The sequence below is a fragment of the Aeromicrobium sp. A1-2 genome (genome assembly GCF_003443875.1).
Classification (GTDB): Bacteria; Actinomycetota; Actinomycetes; order Propionibacteriales; family Nocardioidaceae; genus Aeromicrobium.
On the sequence record NZ_CP027482.1, the window covers coordinates 2,145,085 to 2,167,208 of the forward strand.

Below are 22,124 nucleotides of genomic sequence, written 5' to 3' on the forward strand. Positions count from 1 at the left end.
GCTCGTCAGGACTTCGAAACCAGCCGCAGCTTCGCGCCGGCCCGGCGCTCCGCCTCGGTGTCACCCTCGGCCTGCGCCCGCGCCAGCTCGGCTCGCACAGCCTCGGCGTCGATCTCCTCAGCGAGGTGAATGTCCTCGCTGAGGATCGACACGTGATCGTTGGCGACCGAGAGGAAGCCATCCTCCACGACGGCCCGGACCACGCCAGAGCCTTCGTACGGCATGATCTCGACGATGCCCGGAACCAGCAGCGAGAGCAACGGCGCGTGCCCTCGCAGCACGCCGAGGTCGCCATCGACCGTACGGGCGATCATCTCGCGAGCCTGCCCCGACCACACGACGCGGTCGGCGGCAACGAGCTCGATCTGCAACGGATCTGCCATCAGAGGCTCTTCTGAATTTCAATCCACTTCTTGTCGACGTCTTCGAGACCGCCGCACATGAAGAAGGCCTGCTCTGCCACGTGGTCGTAGTCGCCGTCACAGATCTTGGTGAAGCCGTCGATGGTCTCGTCGATCGAGACCGTCGAGCCGTCGATACCGGTGAACTGCTTGGCCACGTAGGTGTTCTGCGACAAGAAGCGCTGGATGCGACGAGCACGCGACACGAGCGTCTTGTCCTCTTCGCTGAGCTCGTCGACACCGAGGATCGCGATGATGTCCTGAAGCTCCTTGTTGCGCTGCAGGATGCTCTTGACCCGGTTGGCCGTGCGGTAGTGGTCCGCGCTGATGTAGCGGGGATCCAGGATGCGCGACGTCGAGGTCAGCGGGTCGACCGCTGGGTAGATACCCATCGACGCGATCTCACGGTTGAGCTCGGTCGTGGCATCCAGGTGCGCGAACGTCGTGGCCGGAGCCGGGTCGGTGTAGTCATCGGCCGGCACGTAGATGGCCTGCAGCGACGTGATCGAGTGACCACGGGTCGACGTGATGCGCTCCTGGAGGACGCCCATCTCGTCGGCCAGCGTCGGCTGGTAGCCCACGGCCGAAGGCATGCGGCCCAGCAGGGTCGACACCTCGGAACCGGCCTGCGTGAACCGGAAGATGTTGTCGATGAAGAGCAGCACGTCCTGGTTCTGCACGTCGCGGAAGTACTCAGCCATCGTCAGGGCCGACAGGGCGACACGAAGACGCGCTCCCGGCGGCTCATCCATCTGGCCGAAGACGAGGGCGGTCTGCCCGAGGACGCCGGCCTCTTCCATCTCGGCGATGAGGTCGTTGCCCTCACGGGTGCGCTCACCGACACCGGCGAACACTGACACGCCACCGTGGTCGCGGGCCACTCGGGCGATCATTTCCTGGATCAGCACGGTCTTGCCGACTCCGGCACCACCGAACAGGCCGATCTTGCCGCCGAGCACGTAGGGCGTCAGCAGGTCGATGACCTTGATGCCGGTCTGGAACATCTCGGTCTTGGACTCAAGTTGGTCGAACGAGGGAGCCTTGCGGTGGATTCCCCAGCGCTCGTTGACCTCCCACTTCTCGCCCTCCTTGAGGTTCATGACGTCGCCGGTGGTGTTGAACACCTTGCCGAGCGTCTGGTCACCCACAGGGACCGAGATCGGCCCGCCGGTGTTGGTGACCGTCGCTCCGCGGACGATGCCGTCGGTGGGACGCAGGCTGATCGCGCGGACCAGTCCGTCACCGATGTGGAGAGCGACCTCGAGGGTCAGCGTCTCGGTGACGCCGTCCACCGTGGTGTCGACCTTGAGCGCGTTGTACATCTCGGGGATCGCGTCGCTCGGGAACTCGACGTCGAGCACCGGGCCGATGACGCGGGCGACCCGGCCAGTGGCGAGCTCGGCCGTGTCCTCTGCGGGAGCCTTGGCGGCTGCTGTCTTCTTGGCGGTAGGCATATCTCTCACTCACTCCCAGCGTTGGCATCGGCAAGCGCGTTGGCGCCACCGACAATCTCGCTGATTTCCTGGGTAATACCGGCCTGACGGGCCTGGTTGGCGGTCCGGGTGTACTTCTCGATGAGGTCTTGCGCGTTGTCTGTGGCCGACTTCATGGCCTTCTGGCGCGCGGCAAGCTCCGATGCGGAGGCTTGCAGCAGGCAGTAGTAGATGCGGCTGTGAACGTACTTGGGCAGCAACGCGTCGAGCACGTCGTGCGCCGAGGGTTCGAATTCGTAGAGCGGGAGAACCTCGTCCTGCTCGGGAGCCTCGGTGCCCTCGACGACCTCCAGCGGAAGCAGCCGGATGACTTCGGGGTCCTGCAGAAGCATCGACCTGAACCGCGTGAAGACCACGTGGAGCTCGTCGACTGCCAAAGCCGGATCGGTGTCGTCATCGGCATCGCGCGGAGCGTCGGGGTCGATGTTGAAGACCCGGACCAGCTCGTTGCCGATCTCCCGTGCGTTGGCGTAGTCGGGCTTGTCCGAGAAACCGGTCCAAGACTTGACGAAGGGCCGGCCACGGAAGTTGTAGTAGGCCTCCGACTTGCGGCCGGTCAGGTAGAGATCGACCTCCTTGCCCTCGCCGTGCAGCTTCTCGACGAGGCGCTCGGCCTCTTTCAGCACCGATGACGAGTAGGCACCGGCCAGACCGCGGTCGCTGGAGATCACCAGCACCGCGGCCTTCGTCGGGTTCTCCTTCTCCTTGGTCAACGGGTGGTCGACGTTGGAGAAGGTGGCGACGGCCGAGACGGCGCGCGTGAGCTCGCGGGCGTACGGCGCTGCCGCTGCCGCTCGCTGCTGCGCCTTGATGATGCGCGACGCAGCGATGAGCTCCATGGCGCGCGTGATCTTCTTGGTCGCCTGTGTCGACCTGATCTTCGCGCGTAGCTCGCGTACCGAAGCTGCCATCGTCAGCCCCGCTTCTGCTTGACGATCTGCTCCTGCTCGACATCCTCGTCGGGCAGTGCGTCGAATTCCTCGTGGCCGGCCTTGATCGAGTGACCATCGCCGGTCTCGAACTGGTCGAGGAACGAGTCGTACGCATCCACGAGCGCCTGCTCGTTGTCGGAGTCGAACTTCCCGGTCTCACGGATCGCAGCAAGGATCGGCTCGTGCGAACGCTTGAGGAAGTCCAGGAACTCGGTCTCGAAGCGGGTGATGTCCTCGACCGGTACGGCGTCGAGCTTGCCGGTGGTTGCGGCCCAGATCGACACGACCTGGTTCTCGACCGGGAACGGCGCGTACTGGCCCTGCTTGAACAGCTCCATGATCCGCTGACCGCGGGCAAGCTGCTGCTTGGACGCGGCATCGAGGTCCGAGGCGAACATTGCGAACGCCTCCATCGCGCGGTACTGCGCGAGCTCGACCTTGAGCGAGCCGGTGACTGCCTTCATCGACTTCTGCATCGCTGCGCCACCGACGCGTGACACCGAGATGCCGACGTCGACAGCGGGACGCTGGTTGGCGTTGAAGAGATCCGACTGCAGGAAGATCTGACCATCGGTGATCGAGATGACGTTGGTCGGGATGTAGGCCGACACGTCGTTGGCCTTGGTCTCGACGATCGGCAGACCCGTCATCGAGCCCGCACCCAGCTCGTCGCTGAGCTTGGCGCAACGCTCGAGGAGCCGCGAGTGCAGGTAGAACACGTCGCCGGGGTATGCCTCGCGGCCCGGCGGACGGCGCAGCAGCAGCGACACGGCGCGGTATGCCTCGGCCTGCTTGGAAAGATCATCGAACACGATGAGGACGTGCTTGCCGGCGTACATCCAGTGCTGGCCGATGGCCGAACCGGTGTACGGAGCGAGGTACTTGAAACCGGCCGAGTCCGATGCCGGAGCCGCCACGATCGTGGTGTACTCCAGCGCGCCGGCCTCTTCGAGTGCACCGCGAACGCCCGCGATGGTCGAGCCCTTCTGGCCGATCGCCACGTAGATGCAGCGGACCTGCTTGTCGGGATCGCCCGAAGCCCAGAATTCCTTCTGGTTGATGATCGTGTCGATCGCGATCGCGGTCTTGCCGGTCTGACGGTCACCGATGATCAGCTGACGCTGGCCACGGCCGATCGGCGTCAGGGAGTCGATCGACTTGAGGCCGGTCATCATCGGCTCGTGAACGCTCTTGCGCTCCATGACGTTGGGGGCCTGGAGCTCGAGTGCACGACGCTCGGTCGTCTCGATCTCGCCGAGGCCGTCGATCGGGTTGCCGAGCGGGTCGACGACACGACCGAGGTAGTTGTCACCGACGGGCACCGAGAGCACCTCACCGGTGCGGCGCACGGTCTGTCCCTCTTCGATTCCGGAGAACTCACCGAGGATGACGACACCGATCTCACGGACGTCCAGGTTGAGCGCGAGGCCCAGCGTGCCGTCCTCGAACTCGAGCAGCTCGTTGGCCATCGCCGAAGGAAGACCCTCGACGCGCGCGATGCCGTCACCGGCCTCAGCGACGACGCCGACCTCTTCGGTCGCCGCAGCGCTCGGCTTGTAGTCGGCCACGAACTTCTGCAATGCGTCGCGGATCTCGTCCGGACGGATCGTGAGTTCCGCCATGTGTGTGCCTGCCTTCTTGTTCGGTGAGTGTGTTCTAGCCTGCAAGACGCCGGCGGGCGACTTCAAGGCGAGTGGACATGGTGCCGTCGATGACCTCGTCACCGATGGAGACAGCAATGCCTCCGACGACAGCGGGATCGACGATGATGTTCAGGTGGACTTCGCGTCCATATTTGTTGGCCAGTGCCTTGGCCAGCCGCGTCTGCTCGGTCTCACCGAGCTCGTGGGCGACGCGCACCTCGGCCAACAGCCGGTTGCGGCGAGCCGCGACCGTGTCGCCGAAGTTGGACAGCACCTTTTCAAACGAGCCGGTGCGTGCCGCGGCGGCCTGGGTCGCCAGTGCCAGTGTGGCGCCGGTGACCTTGCCGTCCAGCAGCGTCGCCAGCAGGCTGCCCTTGGCATCGGCCGGGATGCCCCGGTCCGACACGACCTGTCGCAGATCAGGATCGGAACGGATGATCCGCTCGACCTCGAACAGCTCGGTCTCGAGAGCATCGAGCTCTCCGCCCGCGTCGGCGGCGGCCACCTCAGCGGCGACCCCTGCCGTCTCGAGCGCATCGGTGAGGTCGCGCATCGACGACCACCGTCCGCTTACTGCTGCGCCGAGCACCGACAGTGTGTCGGTGCCGACCTTGGAGCCGAACACCTGCGTGACCAGCCCGACCTTGGCCGTGGCCTCGGTCGAAGGGTCGGTCAGCACCCGGCGGAGCGCCGGGGCGCCGTCCAGTACCGAGACGGCGCCGAAAAGCTCGGCTCCGAGGTCGCTCGTCGAGCCCGTCGCCGCATCTACTGCGGCGAGGACCTCGACCAGTGACTTCGCTGAAATGCCTCGCATCAGTTCGCCGACTCCTCGAGCTCGGCGATGAAGCGCTCGACCGTACGCTGCTGACGCGCATCGTCATCGAGGGACTCGCCCACGATCCGACCCGCGAGCTGCGTCGCCATCGAGCCGACCTCACCCTTGAGCTGGGCCAGGACCTGCGAGCGCTCCGCCTCGATCTGCGAGTGTGCAGTCGCGGTGATGCGCTCGGCCTCGGCCTGAGCCTGGGCGCGGAGCTCGGCAATGATCTGCGCGCCCTGCTCCTTGGCTTCCTCACGGATCGCGGCGGCCTCGTGGCGCGCCCCCGCGAGCTGCTCGGTGTACTTGTCGAGAGCAGCCTTGGCTTCCTTTTGGGCAGCCTGGGCCTCTTCGATGCCGCCCTCGATCGCGGCGGTGCGCTCGGCATACGCCTTCTCGAATGCGGGGATGACCATCTTCCTCAGGAGGAAGAAGATCAGGCCGAAGACGATCAGGCTGATGACGATCTCGGCAGTGTGCGGGATCAGAGGATTGATGTCCTCTTCCGCCGCCGCTGCCTCAAGCGCGAGACGTGACGTGATCATGGGCGTGCCTTCTGTCGGGTGATCGGAATCAGGTGTTGCTGGACTTGAGAACGAACGCCAGCGCCAGACCGATGATGAAGAACTGCTCGGCGAGGACGAAGCCCAGGATGGCGATCTGGCGCAGCTTGCCCTCAGCCTCAGGCTGACGTGCGACGCCGGTGACGAACGCGGCGAAAATCAGGCCGACTCCGATGCCGGGACCAATCGCGGCCAGTCCGAGGCCGATCATGTTTGCGGTGCCTCCCACGGCATTTCCTTTCGTTGAGACGCTCGAACGAGCGTCGCTGGTGGGGCGTATGAAGTTGTAGGTCTAGGGGGGGTGCTCAGTGCTCGTCAGCGAGCGCCTCGCCGATGTACATCGACGAGAGCAGCGTGAAGACGTACGCCTGGAGGAACATGATGAGGATCTCCAGGAAGCTGATCGCGACTGCAAGGAGGCCAGAGATGATGCCGGCCGGCAGCGCGAGGGTGTTGTCCGAGTGCAGCAGCAGGTACTCGCCGCCGAGGGAGAACAAGATGAGGAGGAGGTGCCCGGCGAACATCGTCGCGAACAGACGAAGCGTCAGCGTGATCGGGCGGAGCAGGATGTTGGACAGGAACTCCAGCGGCACGAGCAGCAGGAGGATCGGGCCTGACATGCCAGCCGGAACGGTCTCGTGCTTGAGGTAGCCGACGAGACCCTTTTTCTTGATGCCAGCGCCGTTGTAGACCAGCCAGCTCAGGATCGCGATCGACAGCGGGTAACCGATGTGCGACATCGTCGGGAACTGGAACAGCGGGATCAGGCCGTAGAAGTTGTTGACCAGCACGAACAGGAAGATCGTGAACAGGTAGGGCACGAACCGCATGAAGTCGGTCGACCCGATGTTTTCGCGGGCGATGCCGTTGCGGACGAATCCGTAGACCATCTCGCCGGCGAACTGCATGCGGCCCGGGACGACCGCCGCAGGGCGGGCCATGGCGTTGAACAGCACGACGATGATGAAGCCGGACAGCACAACCAGGAGCATGGGCTTGGTGACCATGGTTCCGGCAATACCCGGAAGGTTGAAGTCAGCGGGGCCGGGGCTCGGCGGTCCTGAAGCAGCGGCGATCACCAACGAGGCGAGAGTCACTCGGTCACCTTTGTCTCATGGCGTGGTCGCCTCCAACATGTCGTTGAAGGCCTACGGCCAGCGTCATTGTCTTGCGAATGCTTCCGGCCGGACCAGTGGTCCGGGGTCGTCATCGCAGTGCCGAGACTATCAGCAGCACGTCAGTCCCTGTTGTCCAGGTCATACGTGGGGACACGCTGGTGACGAAATCCCCGGACCTGCAGCAGAGTCCAGGCAAGCGAGGTCGCAATGGCCGCAACACCGAACCAGGTGGAGTCCACGTGCTTGTCGGCGTTTCCGACGTCGAACAGCAGCACGAGCACGATCAGCACCGCGAGTGACTTGGTGGCCAAGAAGCCCAGTGCGATCGGTAGCGAGAGCATCGGACCGGCCTTGACCATCGGCGTGAGCACCAGCGGGGTTGCGCCGAGGAACAGCACGACGACGGCCGCGCCCAGCAGCGCGCCTAGGATGCCGTCGCCGCCCGTCGCAATGCCGCCGGCGATCGCGCAAAGCAGCGCGACCACGGCAACGGGGAGCAGTACGGGGCGGAGAGTCTTCATGACCAGACCTTTTCTTCGAGCTTGGGCAGCAGGAACACCGCTGCGGTGGTGATGACGGCCAGAGCGCCGAATCCGGCGATCGACTGCCAGCCGCTGAACAGGCTGATGACGACGCTGCCGAACGCGACGAGACCCGCGAAGGCGTACATCAGCAGCACGGCACGTCGGTGCGAGTGGCCGATCTCCAACAGTCGGTGATGGATGTGCATCTTGTCGGGGCTGAACGGGGAGCGGCCGGCCCGCGTGCGGCGCACGACGGCCAAGGCCAGGTCGGCGAACGGCACGAGCAGGATCGTGAACGGCAGGATCAGGGGAAGCAATGCCGGCAAGAAGCTGTTCTCGGCTCCCCCGATGCCCTCCGAGAGGCTGCTGGCCGGGAACTGACCGGTCAGGCTGATTGACGAGCAGGCCAGCACGAAGCCGATCAGCATCGATCCGGAGTCGCCGATGAACATGCGGGCCGGGAAGAAGTTGTGCGGCAGGATGCCGATGCACGCCCCGGCCAGCGCTGCCGTCAGCAGTGCCGCGGCAATCGCACGGGTCTCGCCGTTCTCGACGGCCAGCACGAATGCGTACGCGAAGAATGCGACGGCTCCGATCGCGACCATGCCGGCGGCCAGGCCGTCGAGCCCGTCGACGAAGTTGACCGCATTCGCCGTGCCGACGATCAGCAGCACCGTGAAGATGATCGCCTGCACCTGGTCGAGACCGATGTAGTTGCCGTAGAGCGGCAGGTACACGAACTGGACGCCCTGCGCGACCACGATGACGCCGGCCAGGACCTGGCCCGCGAACTTGCTGAGTGCATCAAGCTCGAACAGGTCGTCGACGACGCCGACGGCGCAGATCACTGCGCCACCGAGGATCACCGCGCGCGCGTCCTTGAAGACGCCATCGTCAGCCATCGAGAGGAACGGCAGACTCGTCGCGACGAAATAGGCCGCGACCAGTCCACCGAGCATCGCCGGTCCGCCGAAGTAGGGGGTGGGGATCGCGTGGACGTCGCGGTCACGGACCCGGGCCACCGCACCGAACCGGTACGCGGCCATCCGCGCGATCGATGCGAGCAGATAGGTCACCCCGAGGGCGATGCCGAAGACGACCAGGTACTCCCTCATGCGTTCGGCTCGGGTGGTTCGATCGTGTTGTTGAACGCGTGCAGGTCGTCGAGCGTGATCGAGCCGACGCGGAGGACCCGGGGAGTCGTGCCGGTGGCGTCCAGGATCGTCGAAGGCACGCCGGTCGTGCTGGGGCCGCCATCCAGATAGACCGCCACCCGGCCGCCCAGCATGTCCTCGGCCTCGTCGACCGTCAGTGCGGCGGGATCGCCGCTCGTGTTGGCGCTGCTGACCGCCAGCGGACCGGTCTGCTTGAGCAGGGCCAGCGCCCGGCGGTCGTTGGGCATGCGGACCGCAACGGTGTTGTGCGTCTCGCCGAGGTCCCAGGTCAGCGAGGGCTGCTGGCGGCAGATCACGGTCAGCGGCCCGGGCCACAGGGCCGCGACCGCCGACCTCAGCCACGACGGGATGTCGACGGCGAGCGCGTCGAGCGTCGTGGGCGCGCCCACCAGGACCGGCGGGGGCATCTGCCGACCGCGACCCTTCGCGTCGAGCAGGTTCTGGACAGCCCGTGGATTGAAGGCGTCGGCAGCGATCCCGTAGACCGTGTCGGTCGGCAGGACAACGAGCTTGCCCTCCTCGAGCGCAGCCTGTGCCGCGAGCAGCCCGCGGTCGAACTCCTCGTCCACGTTGCAGTCGAATCTCACCGGGCCCATCCTAGGCCCGCCTCTGAAGGGCACCGGGGCAGCGGGTCAGAACCAGCTGACCTTGTGCAGCAGGAAGGCGATCGCGACGAACTGGATCATCCGACCCACGAAGACCATCGTGAGGAACAGCCACTGCGGCTGCCGAGAGGCTCCTGCCACGATCGTCACGATGGCCAGGGGCGGCACGCCGATCAACGACGAAACGAACGCCGTCAGAGCTCCGGCGTAAGGACGGTCGAGCAGTCCGAGCAGCCAGTCACTGAGCCGACGGACCAGCGCCACAAACCCGTTGCGCGGCGGCTTGCGCTCTGCCGAGCGGATCTTGCGACTGCCTTTGCGAGCCAGCTGGAAGACGAATGCCTTGCCGATCGTCGTCGCGATGACCAGCGACAAGATGATCAGGACAACCTCGACCCGGCTGTCGACCGTAGCGCCGATCACACCGACGTAGGCCTCGGCATTGATGAAGATCGGCAGCAACGCTGAGCCGATGCCCCATACGAACGCTCCCAGCATCTGGAGGATCAGGTCGCCGGCCATAAGGCGGTCAGCCTATCGGCGCGGCCGCTCGCTCAGACCGCGGCCATGTCACGGCCGCTCAGCGAGGCTTGACCGCGGTGACATAGCGCGGGCGCTCCGCGAGGTCCGCATTGTCGCGAACGGCGTCCCAGCGGGCGGTGAAAACCTGTGGCGCCGACTCACCCTGCACGTCGGCGTGCTCGGCGCCGACGACTCCCCCGGGCTTGAGCAGCCGCCACGCGACCTGCTCGACAACCCGCATCGCGTCAAGGCCGTCGTCGCCCGACCACAGCGCGAGCGCAGGGTCGTGATCGCGCGCCTCGGGCGCGACGCTCTCCCACGCATCCAGCGGGATGTACGGCGGGTTGGCCACGACGACATCGACCGTCCCATTGAGGTCGGCAAACGCGTCGGCCATGTCGCCGAGTCGCAGGTCGACGCCGCTGTAGGCCAGGTTGCGCTGCGCCCACTCGTAGGCCGGCTCATCCAGCTCGACCGCATGGACCACGGCGCCAGGCACCTCGTGCACGACCGACAGGGAGATGGCGCCAGCGCCGGCGCACAGCTCCACGACGACGGGTGACGGCACCGTCTTCGCGTGGTCGATCGCCCACCCCGCCAACACCTCGGTCTCCGGACGGGGCACGAAGACGCCGGGGCCGACCTCGACGTCGATGAAACGGAACGCAGCCGATCCGATCAGGTGCTGGAGCGGGATGCGGGAGGCCCGCGCGCGCACGAGCGCCTCGAAGTCCTGCACCTGACGCTCGTTGGGCTTGGCATTGCCCAGAAGCATCATCCGCGGAACGCCGGTGACGTGGCTCAGGAGCATTTCGGCGTCGTGTCGAGGTGACGACACTCCCCCGGCCTCCAGGTCGATGGCGGCTTGCTCGAGCAGGCGCTGGGCCCGGCTGCGCACGGTCACCGGATCAGGCGCCGGACTCGACGGCGGCGAGCCGTTCGGCAAGCTCGGCCTCGACCAGGGACCGGATGACGTCGTCGAGAGCGCCATCCATGACCTGGTCCAGGTTGTAGGCCTTGAAACCAGTCCGGTGGTCCGAGAGCCGGTTCTCGGGATAGTTATAGGTGCGGATGCGCTCGGAGCGGTCTACCGTGCGGATCTGGGACTTGCGTACGTCGGATGCCTCGGCGTCGGCCGCGGCCTGCGCCGCCTCGAGCAGCCGGGCCCGCAGGATCCGCATGGCCTGCTCCTTGTTCTGCAGCTGGCTCTTCTCGTTCTGGCAGCTCGCCACGATCCCGGTCGGCACGTGGGTGATGCGCACGGCCGAGTCCGTCGTGTTGACGCTCTGCCCGCCCGGTCCGGACGACCGATAGACATCGATGCGCAGGTCGCTGTCCTGGATGTCAATGTCGATGTCCTCGGCCTCGGCCAGCACCAGGACACCGGCCGCCGAGGTGTGGATGCGACCCTGCGACTCGGTGACTGGCACACGCTGCACGCGGTGCACACCGCCCTCGAACTTGAGCAGGGCGTGGGGCGCCTCGCCGGGCTCGGGGGTGCCCTTGGCCTTGACCGCCATCGTGACGGACTTGTAGCCGCCGAGTGCCGACTCGGTCGCATCGAGGATCTCGGTCTTCCAACCGCGCTGCTCGGCGAATCGCGTGTACATCCGGTGCAGGTCGCCGGCGAACAGCGCGGACTCCTCGCCGCCCTCGCCGCCCTTGATCTCCAGGATCACGTCCTTGGAGTCGCCCGGGTCGCGGGGCACCAGCAGGCGCTGCAGGCGCTCGCTCAGCTCGTGCAGGCGCGGCTCGAGCGCCTCGATCTCTGCCACGAATGACGAGTCCTCGGTGGCCAGCTCACGGGCGGCCTCGAGGTCGTCGGTCGCCTGCAGGTAGTCGTGATAGGTGCGGACGATCGCGGTCAGCTCGGCATAGCGCTGGCCCAGCCGCTTGGCCAGACCCTGGTCCGAGTGCACCGCGGGGTCGGACATGCGGATCTCGAGATCGGCGTGCTCTGCGACGAGCGTCTCGACGGCTTCGAACACGGGTGCTCCTCGGACTGGGTGCGGACAAGACAACGGCACCGACCCGTACGCAAGGTACGGGCCGGTGCCGGAGTGGAGCTACTTGCTCTCGGTCGTCTTCTTGGCGTAGCGCTTCTCGAAGCGGGCGACGCGGCCGCCGGTGTCGAGGATCTTCTGCTTGCCGGTGTAGAACGGGTGGCACGCTGCGCACACGTCGGCACGCTGAACGCCGTCGGTGGAGGTGCTGCGAGTCGTGAACGAGTTGCCGCAGGTGCAGGTGACCTGAGTCTCGACGTACGCGGGGTGAATGCCTTGCTTCATGATGTCCTCTCGGCGGTCGCTGGGTCGTTCCGCGGGATGCGGCCCGTGAACCAGAACCAAGGATTGATTGTGCCAGTTGGCACTGGTGATAAGGAAATCGGGGCCGGGAAAATTCCCCGTCACCCGATACGGCCGGTTCCGGTCGGGGCGCGAGCTAGGCGGCGAGGAGCTTCTCGATGTCGCCCTTGATCTTCTCCGGCGCGGTGGTCGAGCCGTAGCGCTTGACGACGTTGCCATCGGTGTCGATCAGGAACTTGGTGAAGTTCCACTTGATCTTCGACGGGCCGACGCCACCCTTTTCCTGCTTGAGCCACTTGTACAGGGGGTGCGCGTCGTCGCCGTTGACGTCGATCTCGGAGAACAGCGGGAACGTCACACCGAAGTTCTTCTCGCAGAACGTCGCAGTCTCCTCGTCGCCCTCGGGGTTCTGGTTGCCGAACTGGTCGCACGGGAAGCCCAGCACGACGAGGCCACGGTCGACGTACTCCTGGTAGACCTGCTCGAGACCCTTGAACTGGGGGGTGAACCCGCACTGGGTCGCGGTGTTGACGACCAGGAGGACCTTGCCCCGGTAGTCGGCGAGCAGACGATCGGTGCCGTCGATGGCGGTGGCAGAGAAGTCATAGGCAGTTGTCATGCTGCCCAGCGTAGGGCGACGCCGAAAGGACGGCCCACCCAACTGCACCCGAACATGCCACGAGCCCGGGGTCTCCCCCGGGCTCGTGGTCAGTGTCGAGCGTCAGCTGCTGCTCTTGGCGCCGTCCTGCGGCAGCGTGGTGTTGATCTGCATCAGGAACTCGGTGTTGCTCGTCGTCTTCTTGAGCTTGTCCAGGATGAGCTCAAGACCTTGCTGGCTCTCGAGACCCGAGAGCACGCGACGGAGCTTCCAGACGACGGCGAGCTCGTCCTTGCCCATCAGCAGCTCCTCACGGCGGGTGCTCGACGCGTCGACGTCGACAGCCGGGAAGATCCGCTTGTCGGCGAGGTCGCGGCGCAGGCGCAGCTCCCAGTTGCCGGTGCCCTTGAACTCCTCGAAGATGACTTCGTCCATACGCGAGCCGGTCTCGACCAGTGCGGTCGCCAGGATCGTCAGCGAGCCGCCGTCCTCGATGTTGCGCGCGGCACCGAAGAACTTCTTCGGCGGGTAGAGCGCCGAAGAGTCGACGCCGCCGGACATGATGCGTCCGCTGGCCGGGGCGGCCAGGTTGTACGCGCGTCCGAGGCGCGTGATGCCGTCGAGCAGCAGCACGACATCGTGCCCGAGCTCGACGAGACGCTTGGCGCGCTCGATCGCGAGCTCGGCAACCATTGTGTGATCCGTCGCCGGACGGTCGAACGTCGAGGCGATGACCTCACCCTTGACGGTGCGCTGGAAGTCGGTGACCTCTTCAGGACGCTCGTCGACCAGGACGATCATCAGGTGGCACTCGGGGTTGTTCTCGGTGATCGCGTTGGCGACCTGCTGCATGATCATGGTCTTGCCGGCCTTGGGCGGTGAAACGATCAGACCACGCTGGCCCTTGCCGATCGGCGCGACCAGGTCGACGACGCGACCGGTCAGTCCGCCGGCCTCGCCCTCGAGCCGGAGGCGCTCGGACGGGTAGAGCGGCGTCAACTTGGCGAACTCGACCCGCTTGAGGCTGTCATCGAGGGTCATGCCGTTGACCGACTCGATCTTGACCATCGGATTGAACTTCTCCTTGCGCTCGCCCTCGCGGGGCTGACGCACCTGGCCGAGGACAGCATCGCCGCGACGAAGGCCCCACTTGCGAACCATCGACAGCGACACGTAGACGTCGTTCTCGCTGGGGAGGTAGCCCGTTGTCCGAACGAACGCGTAGTTGTCCAGGATGTCCAGGATGCCGGCTGCTGGCACCAGGACGTCGTCCTCGGTGTAGGTCGTGTCGACATCCATGCCGCCACGTCCACCGCCGCCACCCGGGGCGTTGCGGTTGCGTCCACGTCGGTTGCGACGGCGACCCATGCCGCCGTCCTCGTCCTCGTCGACGTTGGCCGCGCCCTGGCCCTGGTTGCGGTTGCCGCCCTGGTTGCCCTGGTTGCGGTTGGCGTCGTTGTTGTTGTTGCGGTTGCGGTTGCCGCCGCCATCGTTGTTGTTGCGGTTGCGGTTGCCGCCGTCGTCGTTGGCGTTGCTGCCGCCGTCGTCGCTGCTGCTGGCGTCGTTGTTGCGGTTACGGTTGCCGCCATCGTCGTTCGCATTGTTGTTGCGATTGCGGTTGCGGTTGCGGCCGTTGCCCTGACCGCGGCTCGACTCATCGTCGGAGGACTCGTCCTCGCGGTTGTCGTTCTTGTTGTCGCTCTTCGCCTCGGCCTTGGGCTCGCTCTTGGACTCGGCCTTGGGCTCGCTCTTGGACTCGGCCTTCGTCTCGTTCTTGGCCTCGGCGTTCCTGCCGTTGCGCACGCCGCCCTTGGGCTCGCTCTTGACGGGCGCCTCGTCGACCGAACGCTCGCTCTTGGCGGCAGCGGCGGCGTCACCCTTGCTGGTGTCGACCTTGCTGGGCGCTGCAGCGGCGACCGCGGCCTTGGTTGAGGTGCCGGCGTCGCCGCGGGCGATCTTGATCGCGTCGATCAGCGCGCCCTTGCGCATCTTCTCTGCGCCGGTGATCCCGAGTCCGCCGGCGATCTCCTGAAGCTCGGCGAGGACCTTTCCGCCCAGTCCTCCTCCGGTCTTCTTCGGAGCGACGGGCGCGGAGGATTCGGGAGTAGTGGTGGTATCAGTCACGTAGGTTCCTTTGGATGAGGCCACAAGGCCTGGTGTCCGGTGATCCGGATCGCATAAAGGCATGCCCGCATCTGGCGGACGACTTGAATGGCGCTTCTACTTGCTTGTCACTGTCGGGGAGTATCCACTCGACTCCGACTCATCCACTGTAACACCAACGGGTCGCCCGGCATTCCTGATCAGTTCATGTCGCGCGGGCGCGCTCAGACGCCCCGGACGCCATCCGAATCGACGGAGAGCTCGTGCGTTGTCCAGCCTTCTGGGGCGCGGTCGGCGATGCCCCGGGCGAACGACAGAACCGTCGGCCCGCCCCCCGAGATGATCGTGGGTATACCGTCGACGCGCAACTGGCGCAGCAGCTTGTAGGACTCGGGCATCGCGTCGGCGCGGTACGACTGGTGGATCCGGTCCTCGGTGGCCGAGATGAGCCGCTCCGGCGATCCCGTCAAAGCCACGATGAGCAGGGCCGCGCGGCCGGCGTTGACGGCGGCATCACGGTGCGGGACGGTCTCGGGCAGCAGCCCCCTCGCCCGCTCGGTGGAGACGGCCACAGGAGGCACGAAGACCGTGACCTCGACGTCCGAGTCGATCCGCTCGACCTCGGCCGAGGCGCCGTCGATCCAGGCGATCGTCAGCCCACCGAACATCGCCGCGGCGACATTGTCCGGGTGCCCCTCGAGATCGACCGCCAACTGGAAGGCTGCACGGTCGTCGAGCCGACCTTCCGCGCCGACGACCAGCGCGCGTGCGAGCGCGATGCCGCCGACGATCGCGGCAGCGGACGAGCCGAGCCCACGGCCATGCGGAATCTGGTTGACGCACGTCAGACGCAGCCCCTCCGGGCGTTCCCCGAGCAGGTCGAAGGTCGCATGCATCGCCTCGACGACGAGGTGCTCGGCGTTCAGCGGGACGCCCTTGGCGCCTTCGCCCGAGACGATGATCTCGAGTCCGTCGGGAATGACCTCGGCGGTCAGCTCATCGTGCAGCGAGAGCGCCAGACCGAGGGCGTCGAAGCCCGGGCCCAGATTGGCGCTCGAGGCGGGAACGCGTATCGAGACCGGCGTCGTCAGAAAGCTCACGCGAGTCCGGCGACCTCGGCCGCCGCGTGCACATCGGCCTCGATCGCCGAGTCGACGATCGAGTCGACACCCGAGAGCGCCGTCTCGGTGTCCTTGAGCCCATGTCCGGTGACGGTGATGGCGATCGTCGAGCCACGCTGGACGGCACCGGCGGACTTGAGCAGCCCCGCCACACCGGCTGCGGAGGCAGGCTCGACGAACACGCCGTCGCGAGACGCCAGCTCGCGCTGGGCGCTCAGGATCTCCTCGTCCGTGACCGCCTCGATGCGGCCGTTCGAGTCATCACGCGCGGAGACGGCGAGCTGCCAGGAGGCAGGGTTGCCGACCCGGATCGCGGTTGCGAGGGTCTCGGGATGCTCGATCGGGTGACCCAGCACGAGCGGTGCCGACCCCGCGGCCTGGAAGCCCCACATCGACGGTGTGCTCTGCGCCAGACCTGCTGCCGCGTACTCCTGATAGCCCAGCCAGTACGCCGAGATGTTGCCGGCATTGCCGACCGGGAGGACGTGCAGATCGGGTGCCTTGCCCAGCGCGTCGACGATCTCGAACGCGGCAGTCTTCTGACCTTGCAGACGCACCGGGTTGACCGAGTTGACCAGCGCGACGGGGTACTGATCGGCCAGGTCGCGGGCAACCTGCAGGCACTGGTCGAAACCACCATTGACCTGGATCACGGTCGCGCCGTGCATCACAGCCTGCGCCATCTTGCCGGCGGCAATCTTGCCGTGCGGCACCAGCACGATCGGGGTCAGACCCGCACGGGCGGCGTAGGCCGTCATGGAGGCGGAGGTATTGCCGGTGGACGCGCAGACGACAGCCTTGGCGCCCTCACCGAGCGCCACCGAGATCGCGGCAGTCATGCCGCGGTCCTTGAACGAGCCTGTGGGGTTGTCCCCCTCGACCTTGAGCCACACATCGCCTCCCACGATGCCCGACAGCCACGCCGAGTGGACCAGCGGAGTGCCGCCCTCACCGAGGGTGATGACCGGGGTCTCGGGGGTGACCGGGAGCCACTCGCGGTACTCCTCGATCACGCCTCGCCACAGATGAGCCATCAGGATCCTCCTTCTACACGCATCACGGATGTCACGTCACGCACCATGTCGAGCCCGCGGAGCGACGCGACGGTCGCCGACAGCGCGGCGTCCTCGGCCTCGTGGGTCACGATGACGAGCTGCGCGTCGGAGCCGCTGCCCTCTTGACGCACGGTGCGGATCGAGACGTCGAACTGGGCAAAGGCGTTGGCGACCGAGGCAAGCACGCCCGCACGGTCGTCGACGTCGATCGAGACGTGATAGCGGGTGCGGGCCCGACCCATGTCGAGCACCTCGAGCTGGGCGTGGGTCGACTCACCGGGTCCGAACACATTGCTGCGGCGGTTGCGGGCGACCGACACCACGTCGCCGAGGACCGCGCTGGCCGTCGGCGCACCGCCGGCGCCGGGGCCGTAGAACATCAGCTGTCCGGCCGCCTCGCTCTCGACGAAGACTGCGTTGTAGGCGCCGTGGACGCTGGCCAGCGGGTGCGAGAGCGGGATCATCGCGGGGTGGACGCGCGCGGAGACCGCCGGCCCGTCGGCGGTCTCGTGCCGCTCGCAGATCGCCAGAAGCTTGACGACACAACCCATCTCCTCGGCCGATCGCACGTCAGCGGCCGTGACGTCGGTGATGCCCTCACGGTGCACGTCACCGATCGTGACCCGGGTGTGGAAGGCCAGCCCGGCCAGGATCGCGGCTTTGGACGCGGCGTCGAAGCCCTCGATGTCGGCCGTGGGATCTGCCTCGGCGTAGCCCAGCCGCTGGGCCTCCTCCAGCGCCTCGGTGAATCCCTGACCGGTCGTGGTCATGGCGTCGAGGATGAAGTTTGTGGTGCCGTTGACGATGCCGAGCACTCGCTCCACACGATCGCCGGCGAGCGACTCACGCAGCGGCCGGACGATCGGGATCGCACCCGCGACGGCGGCCTCGAAGTAGAGGTCGCGCTCGGCCTTCTGGGCGGCCTCGAACAGCGTCGCGCCATCTTCGGCGAGCAGCGCCTTGTTGGCCGTGACGACCGAGGCACCGTTCTCCAGCGCCGAGAGGATCAGCTCGCGGGCCGGCTCGATACCGCCGATGACCTCGATCACCACGTCGATGTCACCACGAGCGACCAGTCCGGCAGCGTCGGTCGTGAACAGCTCGGACGGTACGTCGAGGTCGCGTTCACGCCCCAACCGACGCACGGCGATGCCGACCAGTTCGAGCGGGGCGCCGACGCGCTGCGCCAGCTCATCGGCGTCCCGCGTCAGGAGGCGGGCGACTTCGGTGCCGACGACCCCGCACCCCAACAGGGCTACGCGGAGCGGACGACCTGGGGACCACGAGGATGCGCTCACGCCCCAAGGGTATCCGCGCGGGTCGGGGTCCGAGGACCTCCCCTGACAGATGAGACGCTCCGCAGCCTGCGGACCGCCCAACCGGCGCGTGACCCGAACCGACCTAGGATCGTTGACTGACCCGAGGATCGACACTTCGTCTACTTCCCCCGAATCCCCGAAGGACTCCGCGTGCACCTCCCGACCGACCGAGTCAACAGAGTCGCCCTGGCCGCGATGGTGCTCGGCGCCGCCATCATCGTGGGGACACTGCTGACGATGTGGCTCGGTGGATCGGACGAGTCCTCGGCGCCCGCGGGAACCGGCAGCTCGAGTGCGTTCCGACCGCTCCCGGATGCTCTCGAGGTCGAGCCGATCGACCCCGACGAGACCGATGGTCTGGCCGGCACCGGACTCGGCGCCAAGATCGGTTCGGACGACCCGTTCGCGACCGAGAGTGGGGACAACACGCTGCACAAGGTGGTGCTGACCTTCACCGCCGACGGAGGCATGTACGCCGGGTGGCGCTATCGCGGCAAGAGCGGCTCAGGTGTCAAGGTCGCCGACAGGAGCCTGGTCCTCACCAAGACTGTGCGGGGAGGCCTGCCGGTCGCCCAGATGGGTGTCCAGGTGCTCGGCACCTCGACCTACGCAACCTGCACGATCTCGGTCGACGGCGTCAAGGTGTCGACCCAGACCGCCCGCGGGGTCAATCACGTCGTGGTCTGCGTCGGCTGACTCGGAGCGACCAGCAGGAGTCACGCGAGCAGCAGGACAGCCACCGGGAGACGGGTCAGCCGACGTCGAGCGTGAAGAGATCGTCCTCGGTCTCGCGACGCAGGATGACCCGGGCCTCGCCCTCGCGCACCGCGATCACTGCGGCGCGGGGCACGTGGTTGTAGTTGCTTGCCAAGGAGCGGCAGTACGCGCCCGTCCCGGGAACCGCCAACAGGTCACCGGCCTGCACGTCGCCGGGCAGGAACTCGTCCTTGACGACGATGTCTCCGGACTCGCAGTGCTTGCCGACAACCCTGCTCAGCAGCGCCGGGGCGTCGGAGGGTCGGGATGCCAGAGTGCACGAGTAGTCGGCGCCGTACAGCGCCGGCCGGATGTTGTCGCTCATGCCTCCGTCGACAGAAATGTATCGACGCGACGCCCCGCCGTCGAGCGACACCGACTTGGTCGTGCCGACCTCGTACAACGTGAACGTCGACGGTCCTGCGATCGCCCGACCCGGCTCGATCGACAGGTGTGGGACCGCGATGCCCATCGCGGCGCACTCGTCATCGACAATCTTGAGCATTCCGCGAGCGAGGTCAGCGGCAGACGCGGGATCGTCCTGGGTCGTGTAGGCGATGCCGAAACCGCCACCGAGGTCGAACTCGGGCAACACGACGCCGAGCTGCTGCTCGATCTCGGCGTGCAGCCGCAGCACCCGCCGGGCCGCGACCTCAAAGCCGTCGGTGACGAAGATCTGCGAGCCGATGTGCGAGTGCAGACCCCGGAGCTCGAGACCGGGCTCCGACACGACACGGCGCACCGCGTCGAGCGCGTCGCCGCCGGTGATCGAGAAGCCGAACTTCTGGTCCTCGTGGGACGTCGAGATGTACTCGTGGGTGTGCGCCTCGACCCCGGCCGTCACACGGATCATGACAGGAGCCGTGACGCCGAGCTCGGCGGTCAGGTCACGCAGTCGGGTGATCTCCTCCACGGAGTCGATGATGATCCGGCCCACGCCGACCTCGAGGGCGCGGCGCAGCTCGGCGACGGACTTGTTGTTGCCGTGCAGGCCGATTCGTTCGGGCGGCACCTCGGCCCTGAGCGCGACAGCGAGCTCACCACCCGTGCAGACGTCGAGGTTGAGTCCCTCCTCGACGATCCAGCGTGCCGTCGCGACGCACAGGAACGCCTTGCCGGCGTAGTAGACGTCGGCGTCCGGGAACGCCTCCTTGAACCCGCGGGCCCGACGTCGGAAGTCGTCCTCGTCCACGACGTACGTCGGGGTGCCGAACTCGGCCGCGAGATCGGTGACCGACTCCCCCGCCACGGTCAGGACCCCGTCGATCTTGGAGACGCCGTCGGACCACAGGTGGGTCACGAGCCGGTTCGGGTCTTCAGGTGTGCGCAGCCAGGCCGGACCGCGGTCGCCCGACTGGCCGTGCAGGGCGCCCGCCTCGTGGCTCCTCATCACATACGCTCCGGAGCGCTCACGCCGAGCAGGTCGAGTCCGTTGGCAATGACCTGCCGGGTCGCGGCGACCAGCATGAGCCTGGCCCGGTGCAGGTCGCTGGGTTCCTCGTCGCCCTTCGGCAGGACGTGCGCGACGTCGTAGAACTTGTGGAACGCCGCCGCCGTGTCCTCGAGGTAGCGCGCGATCCGGTGCGGCTCACGCAGCTCGGCTGCCCGGGCAACGATCCGCGGGTAGTCCGCGAGCGCCCGCAGGAGGGCGCCCTCCTGCTCGACGGCCAGCAGCGACGGATCGAAGGTCGACTCGTCGATCACGACGCCGAGGTCGACGGCATTGCGGATGATCGAGGACAGTCGGGCGTGGGCGTACTGGACGTAGAAGACCGGGTTGTCGCTGGTCTGGCTGGCCCACAGGTCCAGGTCCAGGTCGATCGTCGAGTCGGTCGAGTAGCGCGCCAGCGCGTAGCGCGAGGCGTCGACGCCGATGGCCTCGACGAGGTCCTCCAACGTGATGACGGTGCCGGCGCGCTTGCTCATCCGCAGCGGTGCACCGTCCCGGACCAGGTTGACCATCTGGCCGATCAGCAGTTCGAGGTTGACTCCTGGGGTGTCACCGAATGCCGCGCACATCGCGAGCATCCGGGAGACGTAGCCGTGATGGTCGGCGCCCAGCATGATGAGGCAGCGGTCGAACCCACGCTCGCGCTTGTCGAGGTAGTACGCCAGGTCACCCGAGATGTAGGCCGGTTGTCCGTCGGATTTGATCACGACACGGTCCTTGTCGTCGCCGAAGTCAGACGTGCGCAGCCAGGTCGCCTCGTCCTGCTCGTACATCATCCCGAGCTCCCGCAGCCGTGCGATCGCCCGGTCCACGGCGCCGGAGTTGTGCAGGTCGTTCTCGTGGAAGTACACGTCGAAGTCGACACCGAAGTCGTGCAGGCTCTTCTTGATCTCCGCGAACATCAACTCGACGCCCTCGGCGCGGAACGTCTCGAGGGACTCGGCGTCGGACAGGTCCAGGACACCCGGGTGCTTGGCGACGACCGTTGCGGCGATGTCGGAGATGTACTGGCCGCCGTAGCCGTCCTCCGGCGCGTCCTCGCCGCGAGCGTCGGCGAGCAGCGATCGCGCGTAGCGGTCGATCTGCACTCCGTGGTCGTTGAAGTAGTACTCCCGTGTGACGTCGGCACCGATCGCGGTCAGGATGCGACCGAGCGAGTCCCCCACAGCAGCCCAGCGCACTCCACCGATGTGGATCGGCCCGGTCGGGTTGGCGCTGACGAACTCGAGGTTGATCCGCTGCCCGGCGTAGAGGTCGCTCGTACCGTACGACGCTCCGGCGGACACGATCTGCGGCGCAAGGGCACCCTGGGCACCGGCCTCGACGCGGATGTTGAGGAAGCCGGGACCGGCGATCTCTGCGCTGGCGATGCCGTCGGTCGCGGCGAGCGCGTCGGCGAGCAGCTGAGCGAACTCACGCGGGTTCATGCCGGCCTTCTTGGCAAGCTGCAGCGCGATGTTGGTCGCGTAGTCGCCATGCTCCTTGACCTTGGGACGCTCGACCCGCACCTCGGCGGGCGGACCGTCCGGCAGCGCAATCGTGCCCGCCTCGGTGAGGGACGTCAGTGCGCCGACGATGGCCGCGGAAAGCTGCTCAGGAGTCACCGCACCAGAGTATCGGTCG

General features: G+C 66.8%; 23 protein-coding genes. 1 reads left to right on the forward strand and 22 read right to left on the reverse strand.

Annotation, left to right across the window (positions count from 1 at the left end; translation table 11 throughout):
- Positions 1-5: 5 nt before the first annotated feature.
- The 20 genes from C6I20_RS10430 to C6I20_RS10525 all read right to left on the reverse strand — a co-directional run bounded on the left by C6I20_RS10430 (position 6) and on the right by C6I20_RS10525 (position 18,274).
- Positions 6-383: a F0F1 ATP synthase subunit epsilon gene (locus C6I20_RS10430; protein ID WP_118395907.1), complete on the reverse strand. Its 378-nt coding sequence runs from the start codon at positions 381-383 to the stop codon at positions 6-8.
- On the reverse strand, positions 383-1,855 hold the full coding sequence (gene atpD / locus C6I20_RS10435; RefSeq protein ID WP_118395908.1) for a F0F1 ATP synthase subunit beta: 1,473 nt from the start codon (positions 1,853-1,855) through the stop codon (positions 383-385). The genes C6I20_RS10430 and atpD overlap by 1 nt, the downstream gene beginning before the upstream one ends.
- Positions 1,856-1,860: 5 nt before the next feature.
- On the reverse strand, positions 1,861-2,805 hold the full coding sequence (locus C6I20_RS10440; protein WP_118395909.1) for a F0F1 ATP synthase subunit gamma: 945 nt from the start codon (positions 2,803-2,805) through the stop codon (positions 1,861-1,863).
- 2 nt (positions 2,806-2,807) lie between these two features.
- Positions 2,808-4,448 carry a F0F1 ATP synthase subunit alpha gene (atpA, locus tag C6I20_RS10445; protein WP_118395910.1) on the reverse strand — a complete coding sequence of 547 codons (1,641 nt, stop codon included), beginning with the start codon at positions 4,446-4,448 and terminating at the stop codon, positions 2,808-2,810.
- A gap of 34 nt (positions 4,449-4,482) precedes the next feature.
- Complete coding sequence (locus tag C6I20_RS10450; RefSeq protein WP_118395911.1) at positions 4,483-5,283, reverse strand: F0F1 ATP synthase subunit delta; 801 nt, start codon at positions 5,281-5,283, stop codon at positions 4,483-4,485.
- Positions 5,283-5,831 carry a F0F1 ATP synthase subunit B gene (locus tag C6I20_RS10455; RefSeq protein WP_118395912.1) on the reverse strand — a complete coding sequence of 183 codons (549 nt, stop codon included), beginning with the start codon at positions 5,829-5,831 and terminating at the stop codon, positions 5,283-5,285. Before C6I20_RS10455 ends, C6I20_RS10450 begins: the two co-directional genes overlap by 1 nt.
- Positions 5,832-5,859: 28 nt before the next feature.
- The gene (locus tag C6I20_RS10460) at positions 5,860-6,078 is read right to left on the reverse strand and encodes an ATP synthase F0 subunit C (protein WP_216822857.1); all 219 of its coding nucleotides are present in this window, start codon (positions 6,076-6,078) and stop codon (positions 5,860-5,862) included.
- A 76-nt stretch (positions 6,079-6,154) separates the two neighbouring features.
- Complete coding sequence (gene atpB, locus C6I20_RS10465) at positions 6,155-6,946, reverse strand: F0F1 ATP synthase subunit A (RefSeq protein ID WP_254052107.1); 792 nt, start codon at positions 6,944-6,946, stop codon at positions 6,155-6,157.
- 140 nt (positions 6,947-7,086) lie between these two features.
- Positions 7,087-7,488: a hypothetical protein gene (locus C6I20_RS10470; protein WP_118395915.1), complete on the reverse strand. Its 402-nt coding sequence runs from the start codon at positions 7,486-7,488 to the stop codon at positions 7,087-7,089.
- Positions 7,485-8,606, reverse strand: coding sequence for a glycosyltransferase family 4 protein (locus C6I20_RS10475; protein WP_118395916.1), 1,122 nt, complete (start codon positions 8,604-8,606; stop codon positions 7,485-7,487). Before C6I20_RS10475 ends, C6I20_RS10470 begins: the two co-directional genes overlap by 4 nt.
- Positions 8,603-9,253, reverse strand: coding sequence for an L-threonylcarbamoyladenylate synthase (locus C6I20_RS10480; RefSeq protein ID WP_254052108.1), 651 nt, complete (start codon positions 9,251-9,253; stop codon positions 8,603-8,605). Before C6I20_RS10480 ends, C6I20_RS10475 begins: the two co-directional genes overlap by 4 nt.
- A gap of 45 nt (positions 9,254-9,298) precedes the next feature.
- Positions 9,299-9,793, reverse strand: a complete 495-nt coding sequence (locus tag C6I20_RS10485) for a VTT domain-containing protein (protein WP_118395918.1) — start codon at positions 9,791-9,793, stop codon at positions 9,299-9,301.
- Positions 9,794-9,851: 58 nt separating this feature from the next.
- A complete protein-coding gene (prmC, locus tag C6I20_RS10490; RefSeq protein WP_371682634.1) occupies positions 9,852-10,697 on the reverse strand; it encodes a peptide chain release factor N(5)-glutamine methyltransferase in 846 nt (281 codons plus the stop codon).
- A 4-nt stretch (positions 10,698-10,701) separates the two neighbouring features.
- Entirely contained in the window at positions 10,702-11,781 is a 1,080-nt protein-coding gene (gene prfA, locus C6I20_RS10495; protein ID WP_118395920.1) for a peptide chain release factor 1, read from the reverse strand.
- A 78-nt stretch (positions 11,782-11,859) separates the two neighbouring features.
- A complete protein-coding gene (gene rpmE, locus C6I20_RS10500; protein ID WP_118395921.1) occupies positions 11,860-12,081 on the reverse strand; it encodes a 50S ribosomal protein L31 in 222 nt (73 codons plus the stop codon).
- Positions 12,082-12,235: 154 nt separating this feature from the next.
- Positions 12,236-12,718 (reverse strand): glutathione peroxidase, encoded by a 483-nt coding sequence (locus C6I20_RS10505; protein WP_118395922.1) that lies wholly within the window; start codon positions 12,716-12,718, stop codon positions 12,236-12,238.
- Positions 12,719-12,820: 102 nt separating this feature from the next.
- A complete protein-coding gene (rho, locus tag C6I20_RS10510) occupies positions 12,821-14,821 on the reverse strand; it encodes a transcription termination factor Rho (protein WP_254052109.1) in 2,001 nt (666 codons plus the stop codon).
- Between the two features lie 203 nt (positions 14,822-15,024).
- On the reverse strand, positions 15,025-15,900 hold the full coding sequence (gene thrB, locus C6I20_RS10515; protein WP_118395924.1) for a homoserine kinase: 876 nt from the start codon (positions 15,898-15,900) through the stop codon (positions 15,025-15,027).
- Positions 15,897-16,955 carry a threonine synthase gene (thrC, locus tag C6I20_RS10520; RefSeq protein WP_118395925.1) on the reverse strand — a complete coding sequence of 353 codons (1,059 nt, stop codon included), beginning with the start codon at positions 16,953-16,955 and terminating at the stop codon, positions 15,897-15,899. Before thrC ends, thrB begins: the two co-directional genes overlap by 4 nt.
- Positions 16,955-18,274: a homoserine dehydrogenase gene (locus C6I20_RS10525; RefSeq protein ID WP_118395926.1), complete on the reverse strand. Its 1,320-nt coding sequence runs from the start codon at positions 18,272-18,274 to the stop codon at positions 16,955-16,957. The genes thrC and C6I20_RS10525 overlap by 1 nt, the downstream gene beginning before the upstream one ends.
- A 171-nt stretch (positions 18,275-18,445) precedes the next feature.
- On the opposite strand from C6I20_RS10525, the gene C6I20_RS10530 reads away from it, so the two are divergent.
- Positions 18,446-18,991, forward strand: coding sequence for a hypothetical protein (locus C6I20_RS10530; RefSeq protein ID WP_118395927.1), 546 nt, complete (start codon positions 18,446-18,448; stop codon positions 18,989-18,991).
- Between the two features lie 55 nt (positions 18,992-19,046).
- Here the strand turns inward: C6I20_RS10530 and lysA are convergent, their stop codons facing one another.
- Positions 19,047-20,444 carry a diaminopimelate decarboxylase gene (gene lysA / locus C6I20_RS10535; RefSeq protein ID WP_371682635.1) on the reverse strand — a complete coding sequence of 466 codons (1,398 nt, stop codon included), beginning with the start codon at positions 20,442-20,444 and terminating at the stop codon, positions 19,047-19,049.
- Positions 20,441-22,105, reverse strand: a complete 1,665-nt coding sequence (gene argS / locus C6I20_RS10540; RefSeq protein WP_216822858.1) for an arginine--tRNA ligase — start codon at positions 22,103-22,105, stop codon at positions 20,441-20,443. Before argS ends, lysA begins: the two co-directional genes overlap by 4 nt.
- Between the last annotated feature and the right edge of the window lie 19 nt (positions 22,106-22,124).